The 13,329-nt window shown below is 73.1% G+C and carries 9 protein-coding genes; 6 read left to right on the forward strand and 3 right to left on the reverse strand.

The window, feature by feature from the left end; genetic code table 11:
• Positions 1–339 precede the first annotated feature (339 nt).
• Positions 340–1,281 (forward strand): hypothetical protein, encoded by a 942-nt coding sequence (locus tag Srubr_RS30835; RefSeq protein WP_189995149.1) that lies wholly within the window; start codon positions 340–342, stop codon positions 1,279–1,281.
• Between the two features lie 23 nt (positions 1,282–1,304).
• Here Srubr_RS30835 and Srubr_RS30840 read toward each other — a convergent pair whose 3' ends face one another.
• Complete coding sequence (locus Srubr_RS30840; protein ID WP_189995147.1) at positions 1,305–2,651, reverse strand: aminotransferase-like domain-containing protein; 1,347 nt, start codon at positions 2,649–2,651, stop codon at positions 1,305–1,307.
• A gap of 88 nt (positions 2,652–2,739) precedes the next feature.
• Here Srubr_RS30840 and Srubr_RS30845 point away from each other — a divergent pair, with 88 nt between their 5' ends.
• From Srubr_RS30845 to metG, 4 genes are all read left to right on the forward strand, one after another.
• Positions 2,740–3,528: an alpha/beta fold hydrolase gene (locus Srubr_RS30845; RefSeq protein WP_189995146.1), complete on the forward strand. Its 789-nt coding sequence runs from the start codon at positions 2,740–2,742 to the stop codon at positions 3,526–3,528.
• Positions 3,529–3,619: 91 nt separating this feature from the next.
• The gene (locus Srubr_RS30850) at positions 3,620–5,563 is read left to right on the forward strand and encodes an FUSC family protein (protein WP_189995145.1); all 1,944 of its coding nucleotides are present in this window, start codon (positions 3,620–3,622) and stop codon (positions 5,561–5,563) included.
• A gap of 87 nt (positions 5,564–5,650) precedes the next feature.
• Entirely contained in the window at positions 5,651–7,396 is a 1,746-nt protein-coding gene (locus Srubr_RS30855; RefSeq protein WP_189995144.1) for a VWA domain-containing protein, read from the forward strand.
• 123 nt (positions 7,397–7,519) lie between these two features.
• The gene (gene metG, locus Srubr_RS30860) at positions 7,520–9,235 is read left to right on the forward strand and encodes a methionine--tRNA ligase (RefSeq protein ID WP_189995143.1); all 1,716 of its coding nucleotides are present in this window, start codon (positions 7,520–7,522) and stop codon (positions 9,233–9,235) included.
• Between the two features lie 73 nt (positions 9,236–9,308).
• On the opposite strand, the gene Srubr_RS30865 is transcribed toward metG, so the two are convergent.
• Positions 9,309–10,652 carry a pectate lyase family protein gene (locus tag Srubr_RS30865; RefSeq protein ID WP_189995142.1) on the reverse strand — a complete coding sequence of 448 codons (1,344 nt, stop codon included), beginning with the start codon at positions 10,650–10,652 and terminating at the stop codon, positions 9,309–9,311.
• Positions 10,653–10,797: 145 nt separating this feature from the next.
• Between Srubr_RS30865 and Srubr_RS30870 the strand changes: the two genes are divergently transcribed.
• On the forward strand, positions 10,798–11,490 hold the full coding sequence (locus Srubr_RS30870; RefSeq protein ID WP_189995141.1) for a nucleotidyl transferase AbiEii/AbiGii toxin family protein: 693 nt from the start codon (positions 10,798–10,800) through the stop codon (positions 11,488–11,490).
• A 16-nt stretch (positions 11,491–11,506) separates the two neighbouring features.
• On the opposite strand, the gene aspS is transcribed toward Srubr_RS30870, so the two are convergent.
• Positions 11,507–13,270 carry an aspartate--tRNA ligase gene (aspS, locus tag Srubr_RS30875; RefSeq protein WP_189995139.1) on the reverse strand — a complete coding sequence of 588 codons (1,764 nt, stop codon included), beginning with the start codon at positions 13,268–13,270 and terminating at the stop codon, positions 11,507–11,509.
• Between the last annotated feature and the right edge of the window lie 59 nt (positions 13,271–13,329).

The raw sequence follows: 13,329 nt of genomic DNA on the forward strand, positions 1-13,329 counted from the left end.
TGGGCGCCGTACGCCCCGGCGTGCGCGGGCGTGGTTCCGGGCCCGGTCCGGCTCCACGACCCATGAGAAGCCGGCCGCGCCGGAACCACCCCGCACCAGCAAACACCCGTCCGGGTGAACTCTCCACCGGAGGACCGGAGGCCGGCCCCTTCCGCGCCGTCCCGCGGGTCCGGCGTTCCGCCAGGCAAGGTCCGCGCTCACGCCGAGCGGCCCGCGATCACGCCAGGTGGGCCCGCGATCGCGCCGAGCGGACCCGCGATTGCGCCGAGCGGGTCGTCCCGCCGCCCGAACGCAGTGCTCCCGCTCGCGCCCCGGCCCCAGGGGCCCTTGCCTGGACATGTGCCCTCACGACGCCTCAGGAGCGCCCTGTCGGCCGTGCTGATCACCCTGTCCTGCCTCCTCGCCCCGTTCGGCGCGCTGGCGGCCTGGGCGGCGTACGGGCTGGCCGACACGGGCCGGTACGTCACCGCCATGGCGCCGCTCGCCACCGACCCGGCCGTGCGGGAGGCCGTCGCGGACACCGTCGGCGACGGCCTCCTGCGCGCGGTGGACCAGCGCCTGGACGTCCGCCCGGCGCCCGGCACGGTGCGCCCGTTCGTGCGCGACGCGGTGCGCTCCTTCACCCAGACCCGGGCGTTCCGGCTGGCCTGGGACACCGGCAACCGGGTCACCCACGACGCCGTGCTGCGCGCCCTGCGGGCCGGGGACGAGGGCGCCGTCACCGTCGACCTGGCCCCCGTCACCGCCCAGGTCAAACGTCAGCTCGCCCGCGACCACGTGCCGCTCGCCGCGCGCATCCCGGTGGAGCACACCGCGGTCGCCGTGCTCCCGGCGCACCGGCTGGCCGCGTTCCGGAAGGGGTTCCACGTGCTCGAAGTCGCCGGTACCTGGCTGCCGGCCGCGTCCGTGGCGTTCGCCGTCGGCGGCATCGCGCTCGCCGTCCGGCGCCGCCGGGCGGTGGCCGCCACCGCCCTGGGCACGGCCCTGGGCGGCGCGCTGCTGGTGCTCGCCCTCCGCGTCGGCCGCGCCCTGACCCTGGCCGACCTGCCGGCCGGCGTGTCGCACGGCGCCGCGGGCGCGGTCTACGACGCCCTGACCGGCTCCCTGCGCACGGCCGCCTGGCTGCTGCTCGGCCTCGGCCTCGCCGTCGCCCTCACCGTCTGGCTCACCCGCCGGCTACGGCTGCCCCGCCCCGCACGACACCGCCGACCGGCACCGGCATCGGCACCGGCACCCGCACCGGCCGCCCCCGCCCCGGCCCCGACCCGAGCACAAGCCTGACCGGTACCGACAGCGTCCCCGGCTCACCCACCACCCCCGTCCACCCCCTCCCGCGCCACCCCGGCCAGCGTCGCCAGCGCCCGCGCCAGTTCCCGTTCCGGTGCCGAGCCGAGGCCGAGCCTGATCGCGTCCGGGGCGCGGCCGGTGCCGACGGCGAAGGCCGTGCCTGGGGTGACGGCGATCCCGTGGTCCAGCGCGGCGGCCGTGAAGGTGTCCGCCCGCCACGGCGCCGGCAGCTCCCACCAGGCGAAGTAGGCGGCCGGGTCGGAGCGTACGGCGAACCCGGCCAGCTTCTCGGCGAGCAGCCGCTGGCGGCGCCGGGCGTCCTGCCGCTTGGCGGTCACCAGCCGGTCCACCGTGCCGTCGCCGAGCCAGCGCACCACCGCCTCCAGCGCGAAGCCGCCCGCGCTCCACCCGCCGGACCGGACGGCCCGCGCCACCGCCTCGGCGCGGTCCCGGGGCGCGACGACGAAACCGGCGGTGAGGCCGGGCGCGATCCGCTTGGACAGGCTGTCCACCAGGTGCACCAGGCCGGGCGCGAGCGCGGCGAGCGGAGGTGTGCCGCCCGGCTGGAGGAAGGCCCAGATCCGGTCCTCCACCACCGGTATCCCCAGCCTGTGGACACAGTCGGCGAGCTGCCGCAGCCGCCCGGCGCTCGTGGTCAGCGAGGTCGGGTTGTGCAGGGCGGTCTGGAGGTAGAGGGCCGACAGCGGCGCCGCGCGGTGGGCGTCGGCCACCGACTCGGGCACCGGCCCCTCGGCGTCCGTGGCGAGCGGCACGAGGACCAGGCCGAGGCGCGCCGCGATCTCCTTGACCAGCGGATACGTCAGCGGCTCCACCCCGACCCGGCCGCCGGGCCGCACCAGCGAGGCGAGCGCGGCGGCGATCGCCTGGCGGGCGTTGCCGGTGAACACGATCCGCTCCGGCCCGGCCCGCAGCCCGCCCTGGGCCAGCAGCGCGACGACCGCCTCCCGGGCCGCCTGGGTGCCCGCGGCTGCGGCCGGCCGCAGCGCCTGGCCGAGGGCGTCCGGCCGCAGCAGGGTGGCGAGGGCCGGGGCCAGCAGCTCGGCCTGGCCGGGCGCGGACGGGTAGTTCAGCTCCAGGTTCACCAGCGGGGCACCGGCCGCCTCGGTGAGGGCGAGCCCCGGCTGTCCGTCCGGCGCGGTGGCCCGGACGAACGTGCCGCGCCCGACCTCGCCCACCACCAGCCCCCGGCGCACGAGTTCGGCGTACACCCGCCCCGCCGTGGACGGCGCGATGCCCCGCCGCCGGGCGAACGCCCGCTGTGGTGGCAGCCGTTGGCCGGGGCGGAGCCGTCCGCCGGTGATGTCGGCCGCGATCCGGTCGGCGATGCGCCGGTAGTCGTCCACAAGTCCCCCTGTTCTCCGGCGCGTTGGATTGCACCGAGGGCAAAGATCTTATTGCGCCGAGCGAAGGGCCACACCTAGGGTCGTGCCCATGCCCCCCTTCCTCGCATACACCGACAAAGGCCCCGAAAACTCTCCCGGGGTCCCCCTCGTCCTCGTCCACGGCCACCCCTTCGACCGCACGATGTGGGACCCGCAGCTCGCGGAGTTCTCCGCCGGCCGCCGGGTGATCGCCCCCGACCTGCGCGGCTACGGCGCCTCACCGGTGACCCCCGGCACGGTCCCGCTCTCCCGCCACGCCGAGGACATCGCCGAGCTGCTGGACCACCTGGCCGTGGACTCCTTCGTCCTGGCCGGTCTGTCCATGGGCGGCCAGATCGTCATGGAGTGCCACGACCGCTTCGGCGACCGGATCCGCGGCCTGGTCCTCGCCGACACCTTCCCCGCCGCCGAGACCCCCGAGGGGAAACGGGGCCGCAACGCCATGGCGGACCGGCTGCTGGCCGAGGGCATGCGGGGCTACGCCGACGAGGTGCTGGAGAAGATGGTCGCCCCCTACGCCGACGCCGGGGTCAAGGCGCACGTGCACCGCATGATGACGGCCACCCCGCCCGAGGGCGCCGCGGCGGCCCTGCGCGGCCGGGCCGAACGCCCCGACTACCGCGCCCTGCTGACGAGGGTCACCGTGCCCGCCCTGGTCCTGGTCGGCGCCGACGACACCTACACGCCCGTCGCCGACGCCGAGGAGATGCACGCGGCCCTGCCCGACTCGGTCCTGCACGTCGTCGAGGGCGCCGCCCACCTGCCCAACCTGGAGCGCCCCGAGGAGTTCAACCGGCACCTCGCCGCGTTCCTGACCCGCCTGGACGAGACCGCGTAGCCCCGCCCCGGCCCTCGTCCGACGGCCCACGGGCCCGCCCCCCGCCCGGCGGGAAACGCCCCAAAAACCACCACTCCCCCATAATGGGCCCATGCCCCGAGAGTTCCCCATCGGCCTGACCCCTCCCGACTGGCTGGTGCGGAACCTCAGACCCCAGCAGGCGCCGGTCAACTGGGCCGCCGTGGCCCGCGCCGCCGTCGCCATGGCCCTCCCGCTGGCCGTCGGCCTCGCCGCGGACCGCCCGGCGTACGGTGCCCTCGCCTCCATGGGCGCCCTGTCCGGGGTCATCGGCGACACCGCCGACGCCTACCGGATGCGCATCCTCAACATCGCCGTCCCCCAGCTCTTCGGCGCGGTCGGGGTGACCCTGGGCACCCTGGTGTACGGGCACGGCTGGTACGCGGTCGCCGCCGTCACCGGCGTCGCGCTGGTCTCCGGCATGATCTCCACGATCGGCGCGGTGGCCTCGGTCTCCGGCCTGCTGCTGCTCCTGAACTGCGTGGTCGGCGCGGGCCTGCCGCTGCCCTCCCCCTGGTGGCTGGCCCCGGCCCTGATGACCGGCGGCGGCCTGCTGGTCCTGCTCCTCGCCCTGCTCGCCTGGCCGCTGCGCGCGGGGGTCCCCGAGCGGACCGCGGTCGCCGCCACCTACCGCGCGGTCGCCGACCTGCTCGCCACCGCCGGCACCGACCGCACCGAGGCCTACGAGGAGGCCCGCCGCACGGTCACCCAGTCCCTGAACGAGTCCTACGACCTGATCCTCGCCCGGCGCGCCCGCCACCACGGCCGCAGCCCGGACCTGACCCGGCTGCTGGCCCAGCTGAACGCGATCACCCCGGTGATCGAGGCGGCCCCCGCCGCCCACCTGGCGGCCCGCCCACTGCCCCCGCGGTTCCCCGAAGCGGTCCGCGCCCTGGCCCGCGACGTGGCGGCGGGCACGGCTCCCGCGCCTCCCTTGGACCTTCCCGTGCCGGCCACCGAGACGGCCCGTGCGGTGGACCACGCCCTGCGCCACACCGCCGAGGTCGTCGCCGCGCCCGACGTGGACCCCCGGGGCATCGACGACCGCCTGGGCCGCCCGGCCACGCTCGGCGTCCGCACGGCCCGGGCCGCGCGCAGCGTCGTGCTGTCCGCCAACTCCTGGCGCTACGGCGTCCGGCTGGCGCTCTGCATCGGCCTCGCCCAGGCGCTGGTCTCCCTGGTCCCGGTCCCCCGCTCCTACTGGGTGGCGCTGACCGTCACCTTCGTCCTCAAGCCGGACTTCGGCTCGGTGTTCTCCCGCGCCCTCATGCGCGCCGTGGGCACAGTGGCCGGCCTGGTGGTGGCGGCGGTGGTCCTCGCCGAGGTCCCCCTGGGCTGGTGGGACGTGCCGGTCCTGTTCCTCCTCGCGCCCCTGATCCCCGCCCTGACCCCGCGGGGCTACGGCTACCAGACCGCGGCCATCACCCCGGTGATCCTCCTGCTGTCCGACGTCCTCAACCGCCAGGGCACAGCCCTGCTGCTGCCCCGGCTGAACGACTCGCTGCTGGGCTGCGCGATCGCCCTGACGGCCGGCTACCTGTGCTGGCCGGAGAGCTGGCACACCCGGGTGGGCGACCGACTGGCCGACGCGGTGGCCGACACGGCGCTCTACGTCGAGCGGGCGTTCGGCCCCGGCGTCGATCCGGCCGCGCGGGCCCGGATGCGCCGCCGCCTCTACCGGGACCTGTCCGTCATCCGCACGGAGTTCCAGCGGGCTCTGACCGAGCCACCGCCGACCGGCCGGCGGGCCGCCGCGTGGTGGCCGCTGGTGGTGGCGGTGGAGCGCATCGTCGACGCCACGACGGCGGCCCGGGTCCGCGTCAAGCACGGCGCCGCGCCCCCGACACCGGCGGAGATCGCTCAGGTGACCCTGCAACTGCGGGAGCTGGCCGAAGGCGTACGGCGGGCGCGGACCCTGACCGCCGTGCGCAGCGATCTCACCGGGCCGGCGGAGAGTGTGCTGGAACCGTTGCGCCAGGAGGTGGCGGCGGCCCGCTCGATCACGTCGCCGCGTTGAGCGGTCCCACAGCAGTGGGCCGCTAACCTTACGTGTCCGTCCTGGCCAGCGATCGACGGGCTACAACTCACGCGAAGGGTTGCGCACATGGGCATTCTCACTCTCCTGCGGAACGCGTTCGGCCGCTCACGCAAGCCACGAGCCACCGAGCCGGAGGGTGCCCTGGAGACCCCCGAGACCCCCGAGACCCCCGAGACCTCCGAGACCTCCGAGTCCCACGAGCAGCCCCCGGTCCCGGAGCCCCGCCGGTCCCCGGCCGAGGAGCACGACCTGGTGGCAGCGGCCTTCGACAAGGTCCAGGTCCCCCACCAGACGCCTCCGGCGGATCAGCGGACCGACGAGTCCCCCACCACGAACCCGGAAACGGCGAAGCCGAAGCCGCCGGCGGAGCCGGAGACGAACGAGCCGAGGCCGACAGCCGAGCCGGAACCGACGGAGCCGAACACGGCAGCCGAGCCGCAGCCCATCGCGGAAACAACAGCCGAACCTGAACCGGAGCCGAAGGCAGAGGCCGAGACGGCCCCGAAGCCGGAGGAGGCACCGGAGACAACGGCCCCGACCGAACCGGAGCCGGAAGCCGTGACGGAGACCGGCCGCGAGCCGGAAACCGTGACGGAGACCGGCCGCGAGCCTGAAGCAGCGACGGAGACGGCAGCCGCCCCCGAACCGGAGCCGAAGGCGACGGCCGAGCCAAAGCCGGAGCCGGAAGCAGCCGCCGAACCGGAGCCGAAGGCGACGGCCGCGCCAGACCCGGAGCCGGAGCCGGAGCCGGAAGCAGCAGACCCGGAGCCCGTGGCGGAAGCAGCGGCCGAACCGGAGCCGAAGACGGCAGCCGGCCCGAAGCCCGTGTCAGCGGCAGCAGCCGAATCCGAGCCCGAGCCGAAGGCGGCAGCCGAGCCGGAGCCCACGGCGGCAGCAGCCGAACCGGAGACGGAAGCCGCACCCGCGCCGGAGGCGGAGGCGGCGGCCCCCGCGGACCCGCAGCCCGAACCGTCGGCGGAGACGGACCCGCAGGCCGCCGACGGCGAGACCGCCCCACAGGGGCCACCCGCACGCGACCACGCAACCCGCACGGGTGGTGCGGGTGGGAACACGACCGCCGAAGGCGAAGCCGACGCGGCCCCGAAGCCCAAACCCGCCACCCCCCTCACCAGGGTCAAGTCCCGCACCCCCGCCCTCACCACCGCCTACAAGGCCGCCACCACCACCCTCCGCAAGAAGAACCTCACCGGCACCCGAGCGAAGCTCTACCTCGTGCTGGACCGCTCCGCGAGCATGCGCCCGTACTACAAGGACGGCTCCGCCCAGTCCCTCGCCGACCAGACCCTCGCCCTCGCCGCCCACCTCGACCCCGGCCCCGACCCCTCGGTCCACGTCGTCTTCTTCTCCACGGAGGTCGACGGCACCACCGACCTCGCCCTCGCCCCCGGCCACGACACGAAGATCGACGACGTGCACGCCGGCCTCGGCCGCATGGGCCGCACCAGCTACCACGCCGCCGTGGCCGCCGTACTCGACCACTACGACACGCACCTCAACGTCAACGTCAACGTCAACGTCAACAGCGACACGGTCCCCGCCCTCGTCGTCTTCCAGACCGACGGCGCCCCCGACGCCAAGACCCCCGCCACCCAGGCCCTCACCGAGGCCGCGAAGACCCACCCGGGCGTCTTCTTCTCCTTCGTCGCCTTCGGCGACCACGACAACAAGGCCTTCGACTACCTCCGCAGGCTGAAGACCCCCAACGCGTCCTTCTTCCACGCCGGCCCCACCCCCCGCGAGCTGACGGACGCCGAGCTGTACGAGGGTGTCCTCGCCGACTGGCGCCCGTAACGCACCGTAGCGACCCGGCCGCCCCTTCCCACCCAGCGAAACGGGAAGCGGGCGGCCCACCCGTGTCGGCTACGATTTGAAGGTTCGAAACCGCAGAAAAGCAGCGACCTGGGAGCAGCCACGATGGCTCGACACCTCATCACCAGCGCCCTTCCGTACATCAACGGGATCAAGCACCTGGGCAACATGGTGGGGTCCATGCTCCCGGCGGACGTCTACTCCCGCTATCTGCGCCAGCGCGGCCACGACGTCCTCTACATCTGCGCGACGGACGAGCACGGCACCCCCGCGGAGCTGGCCGCCAAGGAGCAGGGCCTGCCCGTGGACGAGTTCTGCGCCCGCGCGCACGACGCGCAGAAGGCGGTCTACGACGGCTTCGCGCTCGCCTTCGACTACTTCGGCCGCAGCTCCAGCCCGGAGAACGTCGAGATCACCCAGCACTTCGCCCGCAAGCTGAACGAGAACGGCTTCATCGAGGAGCGGGCGATCCGGCAGGTCTACAGCCCGGCCGACGGCCGCTTCCTGCCGGACCGCTACGTCGAGGGCACCTGCCCGCACTGCGGCTACGACAAGGCGCGCGGCGACCAGTGCGAGAACTGCACCCGTGTGCTGGACCCGACCGACCTGATCGACCCGCGCTCGGCGATCTCCGGCTCCACCGAGCTGGAGGTCCGCGAGACCAAGCACCTCTTCCTGCTCCAGTCCAAGCTGGAGAACGAGGTCCGCGAGTGGGTCTCCCGGCACGACAAGGACTGGCCGCAGCTCGCCTCCTCCATCGCCCACAAGTGGCTGACCGAGGGCCTGCACGACCGCGCGATCACCCGCGACCTGGACTGGGGCGTCCCGGTCCCGGCGGACACCTGGCCGGAGCTGGCCGCCGAGGGCAAGGTGTTCTACGTCTGGTTCGACGCCCCGATCGAGTACATCGGCGCGACGAAGGAGTGGGCGGACCAGGACCCGGAGAACCGGGACTGGAAGGCGTGGTGGTACGACGCCGACGACACCGTCCGCTACACCGAGTTCATGGCCAAGGACAACGTCCCCTTCCACACGGTGATGTTCCCGGCCACCGAGCTGGGCGTGCGCGAGCCGTGGAAGAAGGTCGACTACGTCAAGGCGTTCAACTGGCTGACGTACTACGGCGGCAAGTTCTCCACCTCGCAGAAGCGCGGTGTCTTCACCGACCAGGCCCTGGACATCCTGCCCGCCGACTACTGGCGCTACTTCCTGATCGCCAACGCCCCGGAGTCGGACGACTCGTCGTTCACCTGGGAGCACTTCACCGCCACGGTGAACAAGGACCTGGCCGACACCCTCGGCAACTTCGTCAACCGCGTGCTGTCCTTCAGCAAGAAGCGGTTCGGCGAGGAGGTCCCGGCCGGCGGCGAGCCCGGCGAGGCGGAGGCGCGGCTCGGCGAGGAGATCGCCCGGCTGCTCGCCGAGTACGAGCAGCAGATGGAGGCCCTGCAGTTCCGCAAGGCCGCCGCCGCGCTGCGCGCCCTGTGGTCGGCCGGCAACTCCTACCTGGAGGAGAAGGCCCCCTGGCTGGAGATCAAGACGGACAAGGAGGGCGCCGCCCTCACCCTGCGCACGGCGATGAACCTGATCCACCTGTACGCGGTGGTCTCCGAGCCGCTGATCCCGGCCACCTCGGCGGCGATGCGCGGCGCCTTCGCGCTGCCGGACGACACCGCCGCCTGGGTCACCGCCGAGGAGGCCAAGGCCCTGGCCGCCGTCCCGGCCGGCACCCCGTTCACGGTGCCGCCGGTGCTGTTCGCCAAGCTGACGGACGACGACCTGGCCGCGTACAAGGAGCGCTTCGGCGGCGAGGAGGGCTGACCCCGCCGCCCCCGTCCGCGTGAGGAGGGCGCCGGGCCGTTCGCGGCCCGGCGCCCTTTCGCGTACGGCGGGGTTACTTCAGCACGCCCGCGCCGGTGGTGTTCTCCAGCTCCGCCGGCAGGTTCTTCGCCGAGGTCTCAAGGCCCGCGGTGAGCGCCGGGGTCCAGTTCACGGTCGTCTTGATCTTCTTGGAGCTCGCGGCGTTGTACGCGGCGACCAGGTCGGTGACCGTGCCGTTGACCAGGTTGCCGCTGCCCGCGACCGAGCCGGTGCCGTCGCCGCTGAGCAGCTTGGCGACCTTGCCGCCGCTCGGCACCGTCCAGTAGTTGGCCTGCGCGACCACCTGGGCCTTCGCGCGGGAGTTGACGCTGTACTGGGGCGCGTAGCCGTTGACGGTCGTCGTGTCGTACACGTTGTTGTAGAGGTGAATCTGGCCGAGGCGCGCCAGCGGGGCCCGCTGGACGATGCCCTTCCACACGTTGTGGTGGATCGTCACGCGCAGCTTGCCGGTGCTGTCCTTGTCGCTGGAGCCGATCAGCATCGTCTTGTCGTGGTCGGTGAACCGGTTGCGCTCGACGGTCACCAGGTCGGAGCCCTTGGTGATGTCCAGGGCCCCGTCGTGGATCTGGTACTCGCGGCCGAAGTACTTCGGGTTGGCCTTGTCGAAGTGGGGGGCGTCGGTGAACGTGTTGTGGTCCGCCCAGACGTGGGTCGCGCCGCGCAGGGTGACCGAGTCGTAGTCGGAGTTCCAGTTGCCGTCGTCGCCGTCGGTGGGGTCCCACTGCGGGAAGCAGTCCTCGGTGGCGGAGAAGGTCAGATTGCGGACGATGACGTTGTCCACGTTCTGGATCTGGAGCATGCCGCCGGTGATCCCGGCATTGGTGCCGGGCACACCCACGATCGTGGTGTTGGCCGGCACCTTGAAGACGATGGTCTTCGCCTGCTTGGCCTGGGCGGCGGCGCGGGCCTTCTCCTGGGTGCCCGAGGGCAGCTTGGAGCGGCCGTAGGTGGCCGGGTCGTAGGCCTTGAGGTAGGCGGACAGCGAGTAGCCGGTGCCGGCCGCGTAGTCGGCGCAGGTCAGCTTCCTGCCGCTGTCGTCGGTGTTGGCGTCGATCGTGCCCTTGACCTTGATGATGCGGGGCGTGGTGTCCGAGGCCGAGCCGAGCGCCTTCACGAGCTGGGCGCGGGTGGAGACGGTGAAGGTGTGCGCGGAGTCGGCCTTCGCGCCGCCGGTGGTCCCCGTGCCGGAGGCGGCCCAGCCGTCCTTGGCGGGGAGGGTCTGGTGGTACAGGTCGACGCCGTCGGCGTTCGCGTTCAGCACGAACACCCCGGCGCCCACGCCCGCGGCCACGACGGCGGCGGACACGACGGCGAGGCGCCGCTTGCGGAGGGACCGGCGGTGGGAGGGAGCTGCCACGGAGGAGTCCTTAGGTTCTGTCGTACAAGCCTTACGACTCCTCAGTGGCCGCCCGGCGCCGGGAGGTTGCCGTCGGCGCGGGAATTTCCCGTACGGCCTGGTCAGGTGTCGCGCCCCGGGGCCGGCAGGCCGGAGAATCGTCCGTGTGGACATCCCCGAACCCCATCGCCGGCTCCTCGCGGACGCCGCCTGTGCGGGCGGCCCGTACGGTCTGGTGCTGGCCGGCGGCTACGCCCTCCAGGCGCACGGTCTGCTGAGCCGCCCGCACGCCGATGTCGACCTGGCCACCGAGAGCGCCGAGCCCATGGAGCGGATCGCCGCCGCCGTCGGCGCGGCCCTTCAGGAGCGGGGGCGGCGGGTGACGACCGGCGCGGTCACCGCGCTGACCATGCGGCTGACGGTGACCGATCCGCCCACCGGCGAGCCGTGCGCGCTGGCGCTGCACAAGGAGACGTTCTGGCAGCCGCCGGAGCCGACCGGCTACGGCCCGGCGCTCTGCCTCGCGGACGCCGTCGGCACGAAGATCCGGGCGCTGTACGACCGGGGCGCGGCCGTCGACCTCGTCGACGCCCGCGCCTGCGCGGCCCGCTTCTCGCTGCCGGACCTGGAGGAACTGGGCCGCCGGCACGCCCACGACCCGTTCGACCTGCCCACCCTCCAGTCGCGGCTGACGGGCACGGATTTCTACGCCGACCGGGACTTCCTCCGGTACGGCCTGGCCGAGGACGACATCGCCGCCCTGCGCGCCTGGGCGCAAGCCTGGTCCGACGACATCGCCGAACGGCTGCTGGAGGACGGCGCGTCCCCGGACGCGCCGTCCGACGATCAGGGCGCCTGAGCCCCGGTGGTTTCGCCTACTTCGGCTGCGGCTTGCGGATGTCCAGGTGCAGCTCGCGCAGGCGGGACTCCTCCAGCTCGGTGGGGGCGCCCATCATCAGGTCCTGGGCGTTGCCGTTGAGCGGGAAGGCGATCGTCTCACGGATGTTCGGCTCGTCCGCGAGGAGCATGACGATGCGGTCCACGCCCGGGGCGATGCCGCCGTGCGGCGGGGCGCCGAAGCGGAACGCGCGGAGCATGCCCGCGAACTCGCGCTCGGTGGTCTCGCGGTCGTAGCCCGCGATCTCGAACGCCTTGAGCATGATGTCCGGCTCGTGGTTCCGGATCGCGCCGGAGGACAGCTCGACGCCGTTGCAGACGATGTCGTACTGCCAGGCCAGGATGTCCAGCGGGTCCTGCGTCTCCAGCGCCTCCATGCCGCCCTGCGGCATCGAGAACGGGTTGTGCGAGAAGTCGATCTTCCCGGTGTCCTCGTCCTTCTCGAACATCGGGAAGTCGACGATCCAGCAGAACCGGAAGACGTTCTCCTCGAAGTGGCCGGCGCGCTTGGCGGCCTCGACGCGGACCGCGCCCATGATCTTGGAGACCTCGTCGAACTCGCCCGCGCCGAAGAAGACGGCGTGGCCGGGGGCCAGCGACAGGCGCTTGGTCAGCTCGGCGACGTTCTCCTCGGTGAGGAACTTCGCGATCGGGCCGGTCAGCGTGCCGTCCTCGCCGACCCGGACCCAGGCCAGGCCCTTGGCGCCCAGCGACACGGCGAAGTCGCCGAGCTGGTCGAAGAACTTGCGCGGCTGGTCCTGGACGGCCGGCACGGGCAGGGCGCGCACGTGCTTGCCGGCGAACGCCTTGAACTCCGAGCCTTCGAAGATGTCGGTGATGTCCACCAGTTCCAGCTTGGCGCGCAGGTCCGGCTTGTCGGAGCCGTACTTGAGCATCGCCTCGCGGAACGGGATACGCGGGAACGGCGAGGTGACGTGACGGCCGCCGCCGAACTCCTCGAACAGCTCGGTCATCAGCCGCTCGATCGGCTGGAAGACGTCCTCCTGCTCGACGAAGCTCATCTCGACGTCGAGCTGGTAGAACTCGCCCGGCGAACGGTCGGCGCGGGCGTCCTCGTCGCGGAAGCAGGGCGCGATCTGGAAGTAGCGGTCGAAGCCGGAGATCATCAGCAGCTGCTTGAACTGCTGCGGGGCCTGCGGCAGGGCGTAGAACCTGCCCGGGTGCAGCCGGGAGGGGACCACGAAGTCACGGGCGCCCTCGGGGGAGGTCGCCGTCAGGATCGGGGTGGCCATCTCGTTGAAGCCGAGCGCCGTCATCTTCTGGCGGATGGCGGCGATGACCGCCGTGCGCAGCATGATGTTGCGGTGCATGCGCTCGCGGCGCAGGTCCAGGAAGCGGTACTCCAGGCGCCGCTCCTCGTTGACCCCGTCCTCGGTGTTGATCGTGAAGGGCAGCGGCTGGGCCGCGCCGAGCAGCTCGACCTCGGCGACCTCGACCTCGACCTCACCGGTGGGCAGGTCGGGGTTCACGTTCTCGGTTCCACGTGAAACCACGCGGCCGTCGACCCGGACCGTGGACTCCTTGGAGATCTTGTCCAGGGCCTCGTACGCCGGGGTGCCGGGGCGGGCGACCAGCTGCGTGATGCCGTAGTGGTCGCGCAGATCGATGAAGAGGATGCCGCCCAGGTCGCGCCGATTGTGCAGCCAGCCACTCAGCCGGACGTCGGTGCCGACGTCAGAGGCGCGGAGCTGGCCGCAGGTGTGGGACCTGTACCGATGCATCGTCGTTCATCCAGTCTGTGCGGATCGGGTGTCGCCAGGCGGGTACGGCCTAGGCCATC

It is taken from the genome of Streptomyces rubradiris (assembly GCF_016860525.1).
Taxonomy (GTDB): domain Bacteria; phylum Actinomycetota; class Actinomycetes; order Streptomycetales; family Streptomycetaceae; genus Streptomyces; species Streptomyces rubradiris.

Excerpts from the sequence above, each read along its gene's own strand:
- Srubr_RS30845 (WP_189995146.1), top strand. The coding sequence starts at position 2,740 with ATGCCCCCCTTCCTCGCATACACCGACAAAGGCCCCGAAAACTCTCCC.
- Srubr_RS30850 (WP_189995145.1), top strand. The coding sequence starts at position 3,620 with ATGCCCCGAGAGTTCCCCATCGGCCTGACCCCTCCCGACTGGCTGGTG.
- Srubr_RS30855 (WP_189995144.1), top strand. The coding sequence starts at position 5,651 with ATGGGCATTCTCACTCTCCTGCGGAACGCGTTCGGCCGCTCACGCAAG.
- metG (WP_189995143.1), top strand. The coding sequence starts at position 7,520 with ATGGCTCGACACCTCATCACCAGCGCCCTTCCGTACATCAACGGGATC.
- aspS (WP_189995139.1), bottom strand. The coding sequence starts at position 13,270 with ATGCATCGGTACAGGTCCCACACCTGCGGCCAGCTCCGCGCCTCTGAC.